The following is a 20111-nucleotide window of genomic DNA, read 5'->3' on the forward strand; positions in this document are numbered from 1 at the left end:
CTAATTCAATTTCTACTTTGAGATTCTTTTAAATTCCCCGGGTTTGCAGTTGATTTTTCAATTTATTAAATGCTTTTTCAATGACATCCAATCTTTCTTTTCTTGGATCCGGGATTCCTAAAAATTGACCATCGGCCTGCACATCGAGAATTTGGTTGGTTTCCGGTGTGTACGAAGGCCATTTTGGTAAGCCATCTCCGTTGGGATTGCCGGTTTTGGCGAAATTAGCCCAATACGTATTCATAATTTTAGCCACTTCTTTCTCTTCCGGCGTTGTTTCCGGGTTGCCCCAACGGGCATGCAAATTGTTAAAAACATACCCCACTTCGGAGCCATGTCCTGCACCGTAGCGCATGCGCTCTTTCATGGGCGCCGGCACAAAGCCAAAATGGTAGATGTACGTTGGTTGTGCCTTAGCCGCAAAGACTTTGGCCGTAAACCGTCCGGGCTCTGCCCATACCCAATCGGTATTGAACTTTGTAATGACCTCAGCAAATTCTTTGGTGCCATCGGGGTCATAGGCGCTTTTGGCCTCATCTTTATATTCGCCAAAAAGTGCAAATAGTGCTTCTTTAGTGGTACTTGTATTGACAAAACTACCTCCTATTTCGGCACTATTAGATCCTATAAGTAATGGAATATTTAACTGACGCCCTGCCTTGTAGGCATTTTCTGCGGTTTCTACAACCAAGGTGCCATCCAAAATTGGCCCGGAATAGGTTCGTGGCCCTCCCTCGCCATCCGTTTCCTGACCGCTGTCCACAATATCTTCTACACTCAAAGCTCTCAATTTAGTAAGTGCGGCAGCATCTGTTCCGGTAATTCTATGTTTACGGGCAAAGTTTATGCCTATAGTTTCTGCGGATACGGCATAGAAGGGATCCTCATTTTCTTTACGGATGGGTCTTCCCGTAAGGACACCGTCCCTGCCACCACCAGACTCACTAATGGCTTTATGAAAAAGACCTTTTGCCGAGGGTATGGTCATTAGGGAATGAACGGAAACCCCTCCGGCAGAAAAACCAAAAATAGTAACATTGTCCGGGTCGCCCCCAAAGGCAGCAACGTTTTTCTGAACCCATTGCAGTGCTGCAATTTGATCCATATAGGCATAACTACCCTTTGGTTCTTCAGGATGTGCTGCACTTAAGGCGGGAAAAGCAAAATGACCCAAACGTCCCAAACGGTAATTGATGGTAATCAAGATAATGCATTGCTTGGCAAATGCATTGCCCGCCGCACCGGGGTCGGAGCCGCTGCCTCCTACAAAACCGCCGCCGTGAATCCATACCATTACAGGTAATTTGGTGTCTGTTTTTACAGTAGCGGGTCTCCACAAATTAAGGTAAAGACAATCTTCTGAAGAACCTGCACTTATAGTACCGGGTGCACCGCCCCATCCGGACTGTGCGCAATTGGCACCGTATTCTGTCGCATCCCATTCGCCCTCCCACGGTTTAACCGGTTGCGGCGGTCGCCAGCGAAACTCGCCCACGGGCGGGGCGGCAAAAGGAATTCCTTTAAAGCTGTCCACATCTCCCTCGGTAACCCCACTAAGCATCCCGGGTTCTGTTTTTACCTTCACAGCACTTGTAACACTTTCTTGAGCAGTAATTGCTATACTGAAAACCAATGCCAACCCTATAATGTATTTTTTCATTTTTCTAACTATTCTAAATTAAGCAACCCTAAATTAATGCACTCAAAAACAGCGCTGTTTTAATTTTAGCTCGTCAGCTTACTAAAAGTCAAATCGGCCAATTTCCATTGGTTATTTTCCTTTACATACACCTCGGTCACCATAAAAGGGTTGGTAACCTCATTGCTGCCCACAACAGCCAAAAGTGTAATACGGTTCCAAAGAATGACGGTGTTTTCGTTCAGCACTTCTACCATCACCTCGAGCACGTCGGCTTTTTTGTAGTGGATGAAGCCGTTTCTAATGATTTCTACCTCTCGCTCTTTTCCCCAAGTGCCTCACATGTGTACAAATTTGGATTTGTCATGAAAAAGTTCTGCCAAGGCATCGGCATTTTTATCGGCCATCCATTGCCATTTTTGGGTAGATAGTGCTCTTATTTCGTTTTCCATATCTGCGGATTGCGCCCTTGCAATTTGCCCACAAAACATAAGTAGTAAAAAACCAAAGGCAATTCTTTTAATCATAGGTTGTATGTTTAGAGGTAATAAATTAATGCGCAATTTCATGGGTGTCGCGAACGCTACTGAAAGTTAAATCTAATAATTTCCACGTATCCCCTTGTTTTTTGTAGACTTCGGTAACGGTAAATTCGGTAGTTACCTCGTTGCCGCGAACTACGGCCTGTAGCGTAATGCGGTTCCATAAGATCACTGTGGTAGCATCAAAGATTTCTATTACCACATCGTGTATATCGGCATTTTTATACCATATGCTTCCGGTTTCTATAATTTCCAGTTCCCGATCTTTCTTCCAAGAGCCACTCATGTGTACAAACCTTGATTTCTCATGAAACAGAGGCTCTAATTTAGCCACATCCTTATCGGCCATCCATTGCCATTTGTCTTTGGAGAGTTGCATAATTTCTTTTTCCAGAGCGGTCGAATGTGATTGACTCCAGATGAATTGTGTTCCCACAACTAAAAAAATAACGGCTAAAATTGAAGATTTCATAATGTGTGTCATTAATAGTTTTATTCTTATATGGCTACAAATTAGGTAATTTATAGCCTTGAAAAAGCACCAATCAATAGGTGCCTTAAATCATTCACCCAATCCCCCTTTTTTATCTACGAGTGCATATTTGTTCATTTTATAAGTGCGCACATAGGCACCGAATTAGCTGTTTGATGAAAAAAAAGTGGCATCCATAGTGAATACCGTTCATTTGGTTGATTGTATTTGCCATGAATGATTTTAAATCCTAATTTGCCGTATGGAATATTCAACCTTTTCTATAAGGGTAAAGGTTGATGTTAATAAATGACGATTGCCCCTATCCATGGGTTTCAATCGGTTAAAAGAAAGCGCTAGCGACTTAATTTTGTTGAATGAAGACAGTTACTCGATCAAAATTTTTGGTATACCTCTTTCATATACTTTTCTGGTTGTGTTATGGTGCCATTTTGTACGCCTCGCTGAGCAATTGGATAGATTCCCCGGCAGCTGTTTGGAAGGCGGTGATTTCTGATGTGGTCATTTCTTCTGCCATTTCTTACGCAAACCTTTTATGGCTTTTGCCAAAACTGTACCGTAGGGGCAAGTACTCGTTGTACATTATTGCTGCTATTACCCTTATGCTGCTCCTGGTATTGCTTCGCGTTTATTTTTTAGGCATAAGCCATAGATCCGTTACCTACACCTATTTTATCAGGTCGGTTCCGGTGGTCGGTTTTTATCTGATTACCACAGTCATCTGGTTCTTTACTACAATGATCGCTGCCCAACAAAGGGAAATTGAACTCCGTAACAATCAGTTGAATTCCGAACTCAAATTTTTAAAACTTCAATTGAGTCCGCATTTTTTGTTCAATACCTTGAACAATATTTATTCTATGGCGTATTTTAAGGATTCTAATACGGCGCCCGCCATTATGAAACTTTCCGGATTAATGCGGCATATGCTCCACGACGATCAGGGAAGGTTTATTTCTCTGTCCAAGGAAATCGATTTTATGGAAAATTTTATATCCTTATGGCGGTTAAAGCTAGATGAAAAACCCAATATTGTTTTTGAACATGAAGGGGTTCATGAAGGACACCGTATTGCCCATTTAATTTTTCTGGTTTTTCTTGAAAATGCCTTTAAACACGGAAATACCATGAACGGCAATATCCAAATAAAACTGAACGTAACTAAAGAGGATATACTTCATTTTTATTTAAAGAACGATATTCTTGAGGTTCGCAATACCTTAGAGGAGAAAAGTGGCGTAGGATTAGCCAATGTTAAAAAACGACTTGAACTCATTTATCCCCATAAACACACTTTGCGCTTAAATCGAGAATCAGATTATTTTGAGGTACATGTAACCATCGACTTAAAATGAAGTACAGCTGTTTAATTGCCGACGATGAACCGCCCGCACGGAAGCTACTGGCAGACTATGTGTCCCGAATAGGAAATTTGGAACTCGCAGGGGTTTGCACAAATGGTGCGGAAACCATTCGCTTTCTTAAGGAAAACAGTGTGGATATTTTACTCCTTGATATTCGAATGCCCTTGTTAACCGGGATAGAGCTGCTGAATAACCTGCCGGAAAGACCCATAACGATTCTTATTACGGCCTACGAAGCGTATGCCGTAAAAGGTTATGAGTTGGATGTCATTGATTATCTCGTAAAACCAGTGCCTTTTGAGCGATTTAAGAAAGCCATAGATAAGGCCATAGACTATCTTTCCGTTCAGGTTAAAGCGCAGGAAAAGGATGAAAAATATGATTATTTCTTCATTAAAACCGATACCCGGATTGTAAAATTTTTGTTTTCGGAAGTGCTCGTTATAGAAGCTCAAAGAGAGTATATCAAAATCATATCCCACACTAAGAAAGTAATGTCGTTGGTATCCCTAACCAGTATTGCCAATGCCTTGCCACCGGATTTTGTGCGTATACATAGGTCGTATATCATTAACATGCGCCACTTAGATGAGGTACATGCCAACGAAGTGGTTATTGGTAGAGAAACCTACCCCATAAGCCGAAACTTTAGGGATGCCTTTTTTGCCAAACTCGGAGATCGAAAATTGTTGTAATTTTAGCCAAGAATGGAGTCAATATTTATTAGTAAATGAAAATGCTAAGTTATGTGCTTCTTGGGGGTAGCTAGGTTTCATCAAAAAATGGCTTATCCATTTATCCGCATGGATTGTGATTTAGATTTCACCATAAAAAGCATTTAATTTATTGAAATATGTAGCATATGGAAACCCTTAAAAAATTGCTTTCCGGAGGAATTATCAAAAAAGATGACCCGGTGATGCGGGAAGCCTGGAAGGTGGTTTTAGAAACCCAAAAACTTGTACCTGCGCTAAATGTTTCTACGGATATCCAAATGATGCGAGCGCGTTTAAGTGAAATTATAGGGAGTCCAATTCATAAAAGCACTACGGTGTTTATACCTTTTTATACCAACTTTGGAAAACACACACGTTTAGGCAAAAATGTGTTTATCAATCACGCATGCAGTTTTTTGGATATGGGCGGCATTATCATTGAAGACGATGTGTTGATTGGTCCTAAAGTAAATTTGATTACCGAAAACCATCCAATAGACCCCACACAGCGGAAACACCTGGATCTAAAATCGATTCTCATAAAACGCAATGCCTGGATTGGTGCTGCCGCCACAATCTTACCCGGTGTTATCGTGGGTGAAAATGCCATTGTGGCTGCGGGTGCTGTAGTGCATAAAGACGTTCCGGACAATTGTATTGTGGGGGGTGTTCCTGCCAAAGTACTTCGCAAAATTTAAAAAGTGTACCAAAACATAGAAACAGATGAAATCTTTTAAAACGCTAATTCTTCTACTGCTTATCCAATTCGCCTTACATAGTGCTAAGGCACAAGAGAAGGAACAACTGGTTCGGTTAGCCAAATTGGTTATTGATTCGGTGCAATTGGAAGATTATAAGGTTTTTCTAAAAGAAGAGATAGAAACCTCGTTACGAGTAGAACCGGGCGTACTGACACTATATGCGGTTTCGGAAAAGGAAAGACCCAACTACATTACCATTTTGGAAATTTATCAGGATATGGACGCCTACAAAGCCCATATACAAACCCCACACTTCCTAAAGTACAAAAATGGTACGCTTCATATGGTGCAATCGCTGGAACTTGTGGAAACGGTTCCGCTATTGCCATTAAAAGGGAATTATCCGAGATGATTTAGGAAATGTTTGAAAACAAAAATCTATAAGGGTCAAAAAAATGCCTAATAATGAGAACCTTACTCCAAATAATTCCTCGAAAGCACTGCTACTGGTAATTCTTTTGAATAAAAAATTTCTTGAAACTGACTATCCCCGAGGCAAGCCATAGGGGTATTTCGCCAGTTTCATTTTGGCCTTTGGGCCAAAAACCGAAATTTTGTATTTCACCTCACCCGGAACTGCAAAAAGACAGTTCCGACCTCTCCAAAGGAGAGGTAAATAGGAAACCCCGACCCAAGGGTCGGGGAATCTTTAGATTGAATCTACAGCACTAATTTACACATCCGTTACCACATCAAAGCCTTTGAAACTTCCCACAATGGCAAGTCCGGTTATTTTGTTCGCTATGCCTTTCTTTTTGATTTTTCCTGCAATCTGGTTTAAGGTGGAACCACTGCCGACAGCTTCATCTAATAATAAGAGGTGCTTATAACCTACTGTTTTTGTTACGGCAAAAGTATTTTCTGCGTTATATATCCTTTCCTCAAGTTTGTGTAGTGATTTTTGAGGGATAGGAATAATTCCTGAAATTTTTTGAATATTGATTTTTGGCAAGTTGATCTTCAAATGGGTTTCCAAATATTTCATCAGCTGGAGTTCAGGTCTAATGGTTGGTGGCACAAACCCTACCGCGTCAAATTTATTACTGTTCAACAAAGCCTCTAATTTTGGTTGTAGCTCATTTACCAACAGTCAATTCTTTTGACTCTTTACTATCAATAGTCAAAAGAATTTATACGTAATAAACCTACCAAACTAAATACCTTAAGCACATTAGATAATAAATGTAGTCGCATCCTATAAAGCTTAGGCATTTTTAGTATAAAGTATACCAATATACCAAACTTCAAACCAATACGTACAAAAATCAAATAATTGAGTGATTGGCTGTTTTCTTCGTTAGCATATGCACAATGCAAAATACAACGAAATAGCTTCAACGGACTGCGCTTAACCGAGGTTAATAACTCCTTACAACTAACCTTTACCACAAGCGGATGTTTTTATAATTTTATACAGTTTTTAAGGAGGAAGTACGAACAACTATCAACCGACAACCGAGAACCAACAACCATCAACCAACAACGAATAACGAAACATGTACCTAATTTTTGATACAGAGACTACCGGGCTCCCCAAACGATGGGATGCGCCAATAACCGATACCGATAACTGGCCCCGTTGCATACAAATTGCGTGGCAATTGCACGATGCTATGGGGGTTTTGGTAGAACATCAGGACTACCTTATTCGGCCCGACGGATTTAATATTCCTTATGACGCCGAAAAAATTCATGGAATCTCTACAGCGCTGGCCGAAAAAGAAGGGGTACCCTTGGCTGAGGTCTTGGAAAAATTTAATCTTGCGCTCTCCAAGGCAACATTTATAGTAGGCCAGAATGTAGGTTTCGATGTCAACATTATGGGGGCTGAGTTTCACCGACTTCAAGTAGCCAACCCCTTGCAAGCCTTGCCGGTATTGGATACCTGTACCGAGGAAACAGCTTTGCTCTGCCAACTTCAGGGAGGTCGTGGCGGAAAATTTAAGCTGCCTACCCTTACCGAATTGCACCACTACCTTTTTAAAGAACCTTTTAATGAGGCCCATAATGCCACGGCAGACGTTGAAGCAACTACGCGTTGTTTTCTAGAGCTGCTGCGCCGTGAGCACTATTCCAAAGAAATTCTGGATGTTCCATCGGATTATTTTGAAAAATTCTCGATGGCCAATCCACAAGAAATTCAGCCTATCGGTCTAAAGCACATCAATCTAAAAAAAGCGTCAAAAAAAATTGCAGACGCCCTTTGGCAAAAAGATACCGGCATTTCTAAAGCCGAAATAAAAGCGAATATTGCCAATTTAGAAGAGGCTTCCTTTGTGCACTTACACAATCATTCTCAATTTTCCGTCTTGCAGTCTACCATTAATATTAAGGATTTGGTGCAGGCTACTGCTAAAAACAGGATGCCTGCGGTTGCCCTAACCGACCATGCCAATATGATGGGGGCTTTTCATTTTGTAAAGGAAATAAAAGCACATAACAGTGGTGTTAAAGAGCGCAATAAGACCCTTATCGAAAAAGGGGAACAACCCACAGAGCAAGAAATAAAACCGATCATTGGCTGCGAATTTTTTGTTTGCGAAGACCGCCTTAATAAAAACAGTAAGGATAACGGCTACCAAATAGTCCTGCTGGCCAAAAATAAAAAAGGGTATCAAAACCTTTGTAAAATGTCCTCTATCGCCTACACAGAAGGCTTTTACTACGTTCCTAGAATTGACCGCCAAACGATAGCAAAATACAAGGAAGACATTATTGTACTCACCGGAAATTTATATGGGGAAGTCCCGGGAAAAGTATTAAATGTAGGAGAGAAGCAGGCCGAAGAAGCCTTATTGTGGTGGAAAACACAATTTGGGGACGACCTATACATAGAACTGATTCGTCACGGACAGGAAGATGAAGACCGCGTAAATCAGGTGTTAATCGCGTTTGCACAACAACATGGCGTAAAACTGGTAGCTACCAACAATACGTATTACTGCAGTAAGGTAGATGCCGATGCGCATGATGTGCTTTTATGCGTAAAAGATGGAGAAAAACAAGCCACACCCATAGGCAGAGGTCGCGGATATCGCTATGGCTTACCCAACCAAGAATACTATTTTAAATCTCCGGAGGAGATGAAGGCGTTGTTTAAGGATGTTCCGGAAGCCATATTTAATATTCAGGAAATTACCGATAAAATAGAGGCGTATGAATTAGCTCGCGAAGTCCTTTTGCCCAAATTTGATATTCCAGACGAATTTAAAGTACCTGATGATGCTACAGATGGGGGAAAAAGAGGGGAAAATGCCTATTTGAGGCACATTACCTACGAAGGAGCAAAAAACAGATATCCGGAACTCACCCCCGAAATCCGGGAACGGATTGATTTTGAATTACAGACCATCGAAAATTCGGGCTATCCGGGGTATTTTTTAATTGTGGAAGATTTTATACGCGAAGCACGAAATATGGATGTTTCCGTAGGTCCCGGAAGAGGATCGGCAGCGGGGTCGGTAGTGGCCTACTGTCTTAAAATCACGAATATAGACCCTTTAAAATACGATTTGCTTTTTGAGCGTTTCCTAAATCCGGATCGGGTGTCCATGCCCGATATTGATATCGATTTTGATGACGAAGGCAGAGGACGTGTTATGGACTATGTCATTAAAAAGTACGGGGCCAATCAGGTAGCACAAATTATTACCTACGGCACCATGGCCGCAAAATCATCCATTCGAGATACGGCCAGAGTTTTGGATCTTCCTCTAAATGATGCCGATCGCATTGCCAAGCTTATTCCCACCATGTCTAAACTAGACAAAATTTTTGGAGTAGATGAGGGCGAATTAAAAAAGAAGTTTCGAAGTGATGATTTTGAAAAGGTAAACCAACTTTTGAATATCGCCGAAGGTGACGATTTGGAAGGTCGTACCCTGCAAATGGCACGGGTTCTTGAAGGTTCCCTTCGCAACACCGGAATTCACGCCTGTGGCGTTATTATAACCCCAAGCGACATTACCGATTTTGTGCCAGTGGCCACCGCCAAAGATTCTGATCTTTATGTAACCCAGTTCGATAACTCAGTGGTGGAAAGTGCCGGTCTTCTAAAAATGGACTTTCTGGGATTAAAAACGCTCACCTTAATTAAGGATACTGTAAAAATTGTAAAAGCCCGATTAAACATCGATTTGGTGCCCGACGATTTTCCGTTAGATGATGAAAAGACCTATGCCCTATTTCAAAAAGGAGATACCGTAGGAATATTTCAGTACGAATCGCCCGGAATGCAAAAGCACCTAAAAGATTTAAAACCATCTGTTTTTGATGATCTTATTGCCATGAATGCCCTCTACCGCCCCGGGCCTATGGAATATATTCCCAGTTTTATTGCCAGGAAAAACGGCATGGAAAGCATAACCTATGATTTGCCCGAAATGGAAGAATACCTGAAGGAAACCTACGGTATTACGGTGTACCAAGAACAGGTAATGCTTTTATCTCAAAAACTGGCCGGTTTTTCTAAAGGTGATGCCGATGTGCTACGAAAAGCTATGGGAAAAAAAATATTTGCACTGCTTCAAAAATTAAAACCTCAGTTTTTGGATGGGGGTGAAAAAAACGGTCATCCCAGAACAATTCTAGAGAAAATATGGAAAGATTGGGAAGCTTTCGCATCCTATGCCTTTAACAAAAGTCACTCTACCTGTTACGCCTATATTGCATACCAAACGGCCTATTTAAAAGCACATTATCCGGCAGAGTATATGGCTGCGGTATTAAGTAATAACATGAACGACATAAAGCAAGTATCTTTCTTTATGGAAGAGTGTAAACGTATGGGCTTACAAGTTTTAGGGCCGGATGTTAACGAATCCTTCTACAAATTTGCTGTAAATAAAGCGTATGCCATTCGTTTTGGAATGGGTGCTGTAAAAGGGGTAGGACGGGCAGCCGTAGAAACGATTGTAGCACACCGAAAGAAACAAGGGTCTTATAAATCTGTTTTTGATTTAGCCAAACGTATAGACCTCCGTGCGGCTAACAAAAAAGCGTTCGAAAATTTAGCCGTTGCAGGTGGTTTCGACTCCTTTAAACCTACCCATAGAGCACAGTATTTTCACGATGACGGAGACGGTATTACCTTTTTGGAGAAGGCCATAAAATACGGTGCCAAATATCAGGAAAATGAAAATTCTAGTCAGGTAAGTCTTTTTGGAGATAGCAGTGAGGTGCAAATTGCAGAACCGGTGGTTCCTCCTTGCACGAAATGGGGTACCATGGAAAAGCTAAGACGGGAAAAAGAAGTGGTGGGTATTTATATTTCCGGACATCCTTTAGACGATTTTAAAACTGAAATAAACGCCTTTTGTAATGCAGGAGTGGCCGCATGTACGGCATTAGAAAACCACATCAACAAAGAACTCACTTTTGCGGGCGTCGTTTCCGATGTACAGCATAGAACGTCTAAGAATGGCAAAGGTTGGGCTTCTTTCACCTTGGAAGACTATACAGACAGCTTTGAGTTTCGCATTTTTGGAGAAGAATATTTAAAATACCGACATTTTTTAATGATTAATGCCTTTGTCTATTGTAAGGTCTTTGTTCAGGAAGGATGGATCAACAAAGAAACCGGTAAAAGGGGCGAACCACGTTTAAAGTTCACGCATGTAATGTTGCTACAGGATGTCATGCAAACCTATGCCCGGAAGTTGACGATTAATTTCGATATTAATCAGCTTCAAGAAGAACGCGTGCATCAATTAAAGAAAACGTTAACGGCGCACAAAGGAGAACATTTGTTGCATTTTTCGATCTTCGAAAAACAGCAAAAAATTAAAGTCAATTTAGCAAGTAGAAAACAAAAAGTGGAAATTAGTAGCAGCCTATTGGCGGCCTTAGAAGCAGAAGAAGTACATTATAAATTAAACTAAGAAGTAGTAATTCTTGTACAGTAAAGGGGATTGAGGGGCATAAAAAAGGCACTGCCTAAAAGAGGTCTTAGAGGCGTATAAAAGAGCTTAAAACCCTTTCAAGGGGGCGCACTCTTAAAGATATAAAGTTTATCAATAAAGCCATAAGGAAAAGGAATTTACCCATAGTAAGGAAAACGAAAAATAAATGACTAAATTTACACAATTAATAAATACATAGATATGGCATTAGAAATAACAGATGCCACTTTTGATGAAGTGGTACTCAAAAGCGATAAACCGGTAGTAGTAGATTTTTGGGCAGCTTGGTGCGGTCCTTGTAGAATGGTAGGGCCCATTATAGATGAGGTAAGCAATGAATATGAAGGTAGGGCCGTTGTGGGCAAGGTAGATGTAGATTCAAATCAAGAATTTGCAGCCAAATACGGCGTTCGTAATATCCCGACCGTTTTGGTCTTTAAAAATGGTGAAATTGTAAGCAGACAGGTAGGTGTATCTCCCAAAAAAGTGTATACCGATGCCATTGATGCAGCGATCTAAGCATCTTTGACTATACAATAATCTTAAAGTAAAAAATCCCCTTTCAGTGGGATTTTTTTTATGCGTATATTCGTGTGATGGATATTGTATCGGAACTTCAAAAATCTTCTCTTTTTAGCAATTTAGAACTGTTGGCTACACAGGTTGTAGAGGGGTTTGTGAGTGGCATTCACAAGAGTCCTTTTCATGGGTTTTCGGCAGAATTTGCAGAACACAAAATTTATAATAAAGGGGAAAGTACCAAGCATATCGATTGGAAACTTTACGCCAAAACCGACAAGCTCTATACCAAAAGATATGAAGAAGAAACCAATCTTAGGTGTCATATGATTTTGGATAACTCGGCGTCCATGTACTATCCATCGATTCAAAATCCGGATGTGGATAATCTCAACAAAATTAGTTTTGGCGTATTGGCTATTGCAGCTTTAATGCAAATTTTGAAAAAGCAAAGAGATGCTGTTGGACTTAGTGTATATGCAGGCAATTATAGTTATTATGCGCCAGAGAAAGGCAGCGAGAGGCATTATCAGATGTTATTTGCAAAATTAAATGCAATTGCACAGGCTGCTAATCCGGAAAAGAAAACAGACATGGTTACCCATCTTCATGAAATTGCGGAAAAAATGCACCGGAGAAGTCTGTTTTTTCTCTTTACCGATCTTTTACAAGACACCGACGACCAATACATGTTTGATGCCTTACAACATTTAAAATACAAAAAGCACGAGGTTATTCTGTTTCATTTATTAGATAAGGAAAAGGAGGTTCATTTTAATTTTGACGACACCCCAAAACGCTTTGTCGATGTAGAAACAGGAGCGCAGATAGATGTATATGCCCACCAAATAAGAAAGCACTACGAAACCGCAATAAACGATTATATTAATGCGGTAAAATTAAAATGTGCCCAATACAAAATACAGTATGTTGAAGCCGATGTGCACTCGGGATTTTCAAGGGTTTTAAACACTTTTTTGGTGGCGCGTCAAAAGTTTTTATAATTCGTGTTTTTTTATAGTATTTTGTTTGTGCAATTAAATAAGCGGTGTATATTTGCACTCGCTTTACGCCACGGTTCGGTAGTTCAGTTGGTTAGAATACCTGCCTGTCACGCAGGGGGTCGCGGGTTCGAGTCCCGTCCGGACCGCTTAAATTTAGTTTAATTTTATCAAAAGCCCGTAAATATGATGTTTACGGGCTTTTTTCATTTTATTAAATGGTATTTAATATGCCCTCTCGGGTGAGTAATGAGGTGAGTACTTTTATTTTTAAAATTTACTCACCTCAACCTCTGAAACCTATCGCATTCACTGACCGTTGTTTGCATTATGACTCCAGCTATCTACATTTAATATTGCTAAATCCAGAAATAATAATGCCTTTGGTTTAAATTAGTGTCCTATATACTAACATTCTTTTCGCTTACAGGTTATCGAGGCTTTTTTTTCTATTAAAATGGACCTTTTAAGCATGGTATTACAAAAGTGGTTGGTTTGTAATAACTTTTTTTGTGTGCTAATATTGTATTCTATTAGCTGTAACAGCTTGATAAATAACCATTTGTTAACTAAAAATAACCTGATAAAGTTTTAAAGAGAAGTAAGAGTATACAGAGTGAACTCCATAAAGGGATAATTCATTTTGGGTAAATTATGACTACTAATGGAAAACATTCAACTATAATGCGCTCATAATGGAAAATATTTGTTTGAAATACTATAAAGTGCCTTCTTAATGGAAAATATTTTCATCTCTCTTTTGTGTTATATTGGAAATATTTGGTCAAATATCATTTTATAATGGAAAATATTTGTAATTTTAGCTACTTAATTTAGTTATAATGGAAAAAAGTATACCCATACACCTCCAAGAAATTATTTTTTCTTCGAGCGATTCCAATATAAGCAGGCAAATTTCGGTATTGGAAAAGGAAGGGAAAATCAGGAAAATTGCATCCCGTATCTATACCTCAAACTTTACGGATAACAATGAAGATATTGTTAAAAGGAATCTTTTTACCATTCTCGGAAAACTATACCCGGGATCATTATTAAGCCATAGATCTTCTATTGAATTCAAACCTACTTCAAAAGGGCATATATTCATAACCTATACCTATACTAAAAAAGTAAGTTTACCCGGAATAACCATACGGTTTCTTCAGGGAGAAGGTCCTATTGAAGGGGATACATTGTTTTCTGGGGAATTGTATGTTTCCCAAAGAGAAAGGGTTTTTCTTGAAAATTTGCAAGTTTCCAGAAGACTAGGGCCAGAATCCAAAACACTGACCCTATCTGAGATAGAAGAAAAACTGGAACAAATTGTTAGGGTAAATGGGGAAGATGCTTTAAATGAGGTCAGGGATAGATCTAGGGTCATAGCCGAAAAGTTGATGATGCAAAAGGAATTTGAAAAACTGGATAGGTTGATAAGTGCTTTATTAACCACCCATACTTCAAAAATATTGACCTCTCCCGCAGCGATGGCTAGGGCATTCGGAACCCCATTCGACCCGGCAAGAATTAAGTTGTTCGAAACCTTATTTTTAGCATTGCACCAACGTGAGTTTAAAAGCTATCCCGATGCAAACTTAGAGCCATCTGCATTTAAAAACTTTGCTTTTTTTGAGGCCTATTTTTCCAATTACATCGAAGGAACGGTATTTGAGCTTGGCGAAGCAAAAAATATAATAAGTACAGAACAGCCTTTGCCCAACAGAAATGAGGATTCTCATGATATATTGGGCACCTATAAATTGGTAAGCAATGTGAAGGAAATAAAAACCCTCCCTACATCAGCAGAAGAGCTTTTAAGGATTTTGGAATACCGACATCAAGTCCTTTTAGGTGCTAGATTGGACAAACAGCCAGGTAAGTTTAAGGACAAGAACAATAGATCAGGAAATACGCATTTTGTGGATTACACAATGGTCCGGGGTACTTTAATAAAAGGGTTTGAATATTACAATGTTTTAAATGATCCTTTTGCCAAAGCAGCCTACATTATGTTTATGGTCAGTGAGATTCATCCGTTTCTGGATGGTAATGGAAGAATAGCACGGGTAATGATGAATGCTGAACTTGTAAAGGCAGGACAGACTAGAATTATGATCCCTACCGTTTACAGGGACGACTATTTAGGGGCTTTGAGACGATTGACCAGGCAATCAGAACCAGAGGTATATATTAGGATGTTGCAAAGAGCGCAGCTTTTTTGTAGTACCCTAACAGCGAATTCTATAGATATTATGCAGAACCAATTAGAAAAAAGTAATGCTTTTAAAGAACACGATGAAGCTCGATTAGTTTTCTAATCGGCTCAATTGGTTAACTGAACCTAACTCATTACAAGATAAAATAGGGAATGAATTATTAATTCTTCAGCCTATTTTTCGGAACAATATCTTACTAAAACAAAACTACAATTGAAGTAAATACCTTGCACTTCTACCCGCTCCTACCGGAACAAAAATATGCTTTTCAACTAAGTCTTGTAAATCTCTTGTCGCCGTTGCCTTGGAAGTTCCGGCAATGCCAACGTATTTTCTGGCGTTCATTTCACCTTCAAATCTTTTTGGACCTTCTTCCAGCATTCTTTTAATTACCTTTAGTTGCCGTTCATTAAGTGCGGTTAGGTTAACGTCAAAGAATTTGGTCTTTTTTAAAGTAAATTCAATTTCTTCCTCCGCTTGTATTTGTGCGTCTAAAACGGTTTTTACAAAATAGGTTATCCAAGGTTTTATTTCATTGGAGCGCTGAGCCAATTGTAGCGCATCATAAAAGTTGTTTTTATGCTGCTCAATTGATTTTGATAGACTTAATAAAATAGGTCTTTGGATACTTTGTGATAAAGCTTTTTCCGAAATGGCACGGCCTATTCTGCCATTGCCATCTTCAAAAGGGTGAATAGATTCAAAATATAAATGTGCTATTGCCGCTCGTATAATGGGTTGTTTAATTGGATTGGAACCATCCGGTGCAGTAGAATTAAACCATTGTATAAAGGTGGTCATTTCCGTTTCTACTTTGGCCGATGGAGGAGCTTCATAATGTACTTTCTCCTTTCCCATCGCACCGGACACAATCTGCATAGGTTCTTGGTGGGTTCGCCAGACACCGGCTTCAATAGCTTGGTTTCCTTTCATCAGCATAGTATGCCAAGAAAATAGGGTTTCTTTTGTTAAAGGCTCCAAAACGCTTTTTCTAACCGCTATCATCAGCTCAGATATGCCTTCTACCCTTTTGTCATTTACTATAGGAAGTTCAGCATGGAGATTCAAATTTCTTCTGATAGACAATACTACATCCTTTCTGCTCAAATACTCTCCTTCTATTTCAGAGGTTTTAATCGCCTCGGAAACCATAATGTTAATCATGGCTTCCGTTTGCATTTCTTTGGGAAGTCCTTCTAAAAACCCACTTATTCTTCCGGTTCGCTCAGCGAATTGAAATAACATATCCTCAATACCGATAATGTCGTATCGAAAATTAGGCCAGTCATTTTGTTGCCAATTGTATTTCATGAGCCGATTAGCTTTAATAATCGGCTCAAATATAATGAAAATTTGAGTTGATTAGGATATTTAATTGGCTCAAAATAGCTCTTACTATCAACCTATTTTAATTCAAATGGGGTGAAGTAGGTCATTTTTAACCCTCAAATAACCCCGAATTCAAACAGAAAAAATGTTAAAAATGTTAAATTTTTCAGGTGAGTAAATGGGCGTGTAAGGCAATATCTTACGTGAAAAGCCTCAATAAAATAGAGGGATTTTTAGGCAAAGTTCGAGTCCCGTCCGGGACAGCCAGTAAATAAAGGGCTTCCAAGAAATTGGAAGCTTTTTTGATTTTAGGTTGCACGTAGATTGCACGCAATCAATATATCAAACTTCTTTCCTAACTACTTAGCATGAAAGGGTTTATGAAAGATTTACAGTACTATCATCTGTATAATGTAAATGCAAGTTTTTCTCCAGTCTAAATCAAAATTTGATTTTGAAGTTTTATCGGTAACAAAGTATGGGACTATTTTCATAGAAATTTATTTCTTCGAAGTGGTATCTACTGGACTATTTCTGTCAAAAAGCTTATTTAACCGATTTGATAATCAATAGATAATCACTAAATTTACATCAAATAATAATTTTAACACTACACTTATTAATAAATAATGCACATCCTCTAATAATAATTTAAGCACAACATCAATTAATAATCAGTGAACAACGTTGAAATCTAGGTTTAAAAAGAGATATCTGTAAAATTAAAATATACAAATGGCAACACCGGGAGAGAAATTAGCGGAATCATTGGAAAAGTTAAAAGCACTTCAAGATTCAGGCATTGTTGCGATAAGGGCCGATGATCTTTCAAGGGTTCATAAAGAAAGACTAATAAAAAATGGATTTATAAAAGAAGTGATAAAGGGTTGGTACATTGCCACACCGCATGACGAGCTACAGGGCGATAGTACTTCTTGGTTTACCTCTTTTTGGGACTTTTCCGCAAGATATCTACAAGATCGCTACGGGGAAGACTACTGTGTTTCAGCGGAACAATCCCTCATGTTCCATGCTGGAAATAATGCTGTTCCAGGGCAACTGATTATTAGATCGAGTAAGGGAAACAATTCAGCTACAAACTTGTTATTCGGGACCTCGATATTCGTTATGAAATCGCCCTTGCCCGATATTGCTGAAATCGAGATTCGTGAAGGAATGCGAATCGTTAGTTTGGCTTCTTCCATAGTACATAGCACCCCTTCAATATTCACGAAACAGGCCATTGATTCAAGAACAGCACTTATGATGATACAGGACGCGTCCGAACTTCTACCAATTCTGTTAGAAGGTGGGCACTCAACCATTGCAGGAAGACTGGTAGGAGCGTACCGAAATCTGGGACAGGATAAAATTGCGGACGCGATTTTAAAAACGATGACAGCGGCCGGATATGATGTTAGGGAAACAGACCCATTTACAGCACCATCCACAATTAAATTTGACCCAAGGGAACGTTCCCCATATGTGAATCGAATAAAATTGATGTGGCAAGAAATGAGGGAAGTTGTGATTGCAGTCTTTCCGAAACCTCCGGGCATTCCAGAAGATTTGAAATCATATATGGAAAAAATCGATGAAATCTACGTAACCGATGCCTATCATTCCTTATCCATAGAAAAATATAATGTAACACCGGAACTTATCGAACGCGTTCGAAGTGGCAATTGGAATCCCGAGGATAATGTAGAGGACTTAAAACAAAAGGATGCCATGGCCGCTAGAGGTTATTGGTTAGCATTCAACGCGGTCAAGAAAAGTATACAGCAGATTGTTGAAGGAAAGAACCCAGGTAATGTCGCAGATGAAGAACACGGCGATTGGTACAGGGAATTATTTGGCCCAAGTATTACCACCGGAATATTAAAACCTTCGGATTTGGCAGGGTATCGAAATGCCCAAGTCTATATTGGACAGTCCAAACATACCCCTGTCAATGTACATGGTGTTAGGGATGTGATGCCCTTGCTTTTTGAGTTGCTGGCGTCTGAAAAAGAGGCTTGCGTACGTGCGGTGTTAGGTCATTTTTTCTTTGTGTACATACATCCTTACATGGACGGTAACGGTCGTATGGGTCGTTTCTTAATGAATACGATGCTTATCTCTGGGGGGTATCCTTGGACGGTAATCCCCATTGAAGAAAGGGATGTCTATATGAAGACACTTGAAAGTGCGAGTGTTGAAAATAATATTGAACCTTTTGCGCAATTCATAGCTTATTTGGTAGATGCTGGGCTAAAAGGGAAGCCCATAGCAAAGAAATTGATATAAGCGTATTTATCTGAGAAATGCGACCAATATTCCAAGGATATAATTTATCTATTTGTACAACTATCTGATTTTAATCCCTGATTGTTCTCGCGAGCAAGGAAATTGATTCGGGGAAAGAATCAAAATCATCCGTGGTTATCACTATCCGACGAACAATTGTTGCAAAAGGCAGGGCTTTGGAAAAGGACTATGACACCGGCAAGGAAGGGTATACTATGGCGGCCATTTTGCTATTTGGTAAAGACGAAACCATACAGCATATTTTACCACACTATAAAATCTATGCTTTGGTGCGCAAAGATAATGTTGAGCGTTATGACGATCGGTTGTACTGTACCAGCAATCTAATTGATGCATATGACGAATTAGTGGAGCTAATGATGCAGCAATTGAGGGAGCAATCGGAGGAGCAATTGATGGATTAACCGGGGGAGTAAAAAACCGGTTGGTTACGCTTGTTGCCAAAATCTATAGTAACCCCGGCATTAAATCGACAGAGCTACAAGAAGCCCTTAATGTATCTGAAAGAACGATAACATCTGATATTAATAGGCTCGAAGATTTTATTGAGTACTGCGGCAGTAAAAAGACAGGAGGGTATTTTCTCAAGGATACTATAAAACAAGTCTTGGATAGTACTGAATAAGGTTGCGGGATAACCTGCGGATTAAATTACAGGATAAATATTTTGGGGAAGGCTACAAAGAAAGGAGCAGTTTTTTGTTTTTTGTAAAGCCGATCCAAATTTTGTTAACCTCGTAGAAAACAAAGACCATCTTGGGATTTTAGAATTGATTAAAAAAAAGAGCAAAGTTTTCATTGTAGAAAATCAATTTTGATTCCCTGGCAAACTCTTGTCTCTAAGCTGAACTGTTCAAACTTTTTCACATATATCGGATATTTTAAAAGTAAAATTAAGTTCTAAAAAACGGCTGTTATACGGTACAACGAGAATTTGCACCACTAAAAATCACTTTCAGTTCCATTTGTCGTTTTTTTATTAGTTCCGCTAATTCATCTTTTATGAAACTAAAATCTTCCAAAAATTAATTTGATTTCTGATAGAAAATTTAGCACCCTACGGGTCATTTTTTGTGGATAGGGATAGTCAGTTTCAAGAAATTTTTTATTACCCGGAAATTCAGCGGTTATAGCCAAACCAACCCGTTCTAAGTCGCTAAACTTGGGCTCACGTTTTGGATAGGTTAAAAGGTCTTCTTTTGATATTTTATCAATACTTCCATTATTCTTTCGTAATTTGCATTTAAGTTGTTCATTGTAAATGTGTTATAGCTAAAACAAGGTGCTGATTATCAGTAAAATGAACAACGTTTTTCTTTTAAAG

Annotated in this window: 16 protein-coding genes, 1 tRNA gene and 2 pseudogenes; 12 read left to right on the forward strand and 7 right to left on the reverse strand. The window is 39.3% G+C overall.

All coding sequences use genetic code 11. From position 1 onward, the window contains the following. Positions 1–28: 28 nt before the first annotated feature. The 4 genes and pseudogenes from U1E44_RS01095 to U1E44_RS01110 all read right to left on the reverse strand — a co-directional run bounded on the left by U1E44_RS01095 (position 29) and on the right by U1E44_RS01110 (position 2653). The gene (locus tag U1E44_RS01095) at positions 29–1660 is read right to left on the reverse strand and encodes a carboxylesterase/lipase family protein (protein WP_322929062.1); all 1632 of its coding nucleotides are present in this window, start codon (positions 1658–1660) and stop codon (positions 29–31) included. Positions 1661–1725: 65 nt separating this feature from the next. Continuing rightward, positions 1726–1962 (reverse strand): annotated as a pseudogene (locus U1E44_RS01100) (nuclear transport factor 2 family protein); the annotation flags it as partial. Between the two features lie 15 nt (positions 1963–1977). Then, positions 1978–2166, reverse strand: a complete 189-nt coding sequence (locus tag U1E44_RS01105; RefSeq protein ID WP_322929063.1) for a hypothetical protein — start codon at positions 2164–2166, stop codon at positions 1978–1980. 25 nt (positions 2167–2191) lie between these two features. Continuing rightward, positions 2192–2653: a nuclear transport factor 2 family protein gene (locus U1E44_RS01110; protein ID WP_322929064.1), complete on the reverse strand. Its 462-nt coding sequence runs from the start codon at positions 2651–2653 to the stop codon at positions 2192–2194. Positions 2654–3030: 377 nt separating this feature from the next. Here U1E44_RS01110 and U1E44_RS01115 point away from each other — a divergent pair, with 377 nt between their 5' ends. From U1E44_RS01115 to U1E44_RS01130, 4 genes are all read left to right on the forward strand, one after another. Then, on the forward strand, positions 3031–4029 hold the full coding sequence (locus U1E44_RS01115) for a sensor histidine kinase (RefSeq protein ID WP_322929065.1): 999 nt from the start codon (positions 3031–3033) through the stop codon (positions 4027–4029). Then, on the forward strand, positions 4026–4733 hold the full coding sequence (locus U1E44_RS01120) for a LytR/AlgR family response regulator transcription factor (protein WP_322929066.1): 708 nt from the start codon (positions 4026–4028) through the stop codon (positions 4731–4733). The genes U1E44_RS01115 and U1E44_RS01120 overlap by 4 nt, the downstream gene beginning before the upstream one ends. A 167-nt stretch (positions 4734–4900) precedes the next feature. Beyond that, positions 4901–5452, forward strand: coding sequence for a DapH/DapD/GlmU-related protein (locus U1E44_RS01125; protein WP_322929067.1), 552 nt, complete (start codon positions 4901–4903; stop codon positions 5450–5452). Positions 5453–5477: 25 nt separating this feature from the next. After that, the gene (locus tag U1E44_RS01130) at positions 5478–5867 is read left to right on the forward strand and encodes a putative quinol monooxygenase (RefSeq protein WP_322929068.1); all 390 of its coding nucleotides are present in this window, start codon (positions 5478–5480) and stop codon (positions 5865–5867) included. Positions 5868–6188: 321 nt separating this feature from the next. On the opposite strand, the gene U1E44_RS01135 is transcribed toward U1E44_RS01130, so the two are convergent. Next, positions 6189–6566: a hypothetical protein gene (locus U1E44_RS01135; protein ID WP_322929069.1), complete on the reverse strand. Its 378-nt coding sequence runs from the start codon at positions 6564–6566 to the stop codon at positions 6189–6191. Between the two features lie 445 nt (positions 6567–7011). On the opposite strand from U1E44_RS01135, the gene dnaE reads away from it, so the two are divergent. The 5 genes from dnaE to U1E44_RS01160 all read left to right on the forward strand — a co-directional run bounded on the left by dnaE (position 7012) and on the right by U1E44_RS01160 (position 15250). Further along, positions 7012–11394 carry a DNA polymerase III subunit alpha gene (dnaE, locus tag U1E44_RS01140; RefSeq protein ID WP_322929070.1) on the forward strand — a complete coding sequence of 1461 codons (4383 nt, stop codon included), beginning with the start codon at positions 7012–7014 and terminating at the stop codon, positions 11392–11394. 222 nt (positions 11395–11616) lie between these two features. Continuing rightward, entirely contained in the window at positions 11617–11934 is a 318-nt protein-coding gene (gene trxA, locus U1E44_RS01145) for a thioredoxin (RefSeq protein WP_322929071.1), read from the forward strand. A gap of 77 nt (positions 11935–12011) precedes the next feature. Continuing rightward, positions 12012–12938 (forward strand): DUF58 domain-containing protein, encoded by a 927-nt coding sequence (locus U1E44_RS01150; RefSeq protein WP_322929284.1) that lies wholly within the window; start codon positions 12012–12014, stop codon positions 12936–12938. 72 nt (positions 12939–13010) lie between these two features. Then, positions 13011–13084 (forward strand) — tRNA-Asp (locus U1E44_RS01155). Between the two features lie 693 nt (positions 13085–13777). Continuing rightward, positions 13778–15250, forward strand: coding sequence for a Fic family protein (locus U1E44_RS01160; protein ID WP_322929072.1), 1473 nt, complete (start codon positions 13778–13780; stop codon positions 15248–15250). 105 nt (positions 15251–15355) lie between these two features. Here the strand turns inward: U1E44_RS01160 and U1E44_RS01165 are convergent, their stop codons facing one another. Then, positions 15356–16459: a Fic family protein gene (locus tag U1E44_RS01165; protein WP_322929073.1), complete on the reverse strand. Its 1104-nt coding sequence runs from the start codon at positions 16457–16459 to the stop codon at positions 15356–15358. A 753-nt stretch (positions 16460–17212) separates the two neighbouring features. Here U1E44_RS01165 and U1E44_RS01170 point away from each other — a divergent pair. From U1E44_RS01170 to U1E44_RS16825, 3 genes are all read left to right on the forward strand, one after another. Further along, positions 17213–18766, forward strand: coding sequence for a Fic family protein (locus U1E44_RS01170; RefSeq protein WP_322929074.1), 1554 nt, complete (start codon positions 17213–17215; stop codon positions 18764–18766). A 176-nt stretch (positions 18767–18942) separates the two neighbouring features. Then, positions 18943–19191 (forward strand): hypothetical protein, encoded by a 249-nt coding sequence (locus U1E44_RS01175; protein ID WP_322929075.1) that lies wholly within the window; start codon positions 18943–18945, stop codon positions 19189–19191. Between the two features lie 20 nt (positions 19192–19211). Beyond that, complete coding sequence (locus tag U1E44_RS16825) at positions 19212–19412, forward strand: HTH domain-containing protein (RefSeq protein WP_416242039.1); 201 nt, start codon at positions 19212–19214, stop codon at positions 19410–19412. A 485-nt stretch (positions 19413–19897) separates the two neighbouring features. Here U1E44_RS16825 and U1E44_RS16895 read toward each other — a convergent pair. Beyond that, positions 19898–20043 (reverse strand): annotated as a pseudogene (locus U1E44_RS16895) (IS982 family transposase); the annotation flags it as partial. Positions 20044–20111 lie beyond the last annotated feature (68 nt).

The organism is Aurantibrevibacter litoralis (assembly GCF_034651555.1).
Taxonomy (GTDB): Bacteria; Bacteroidota; Bacteroidia; order Flavobacteriales; family Flavobacteriaceae; genus Aurantibrevibacter; species Aurantibrevibacter litoralis.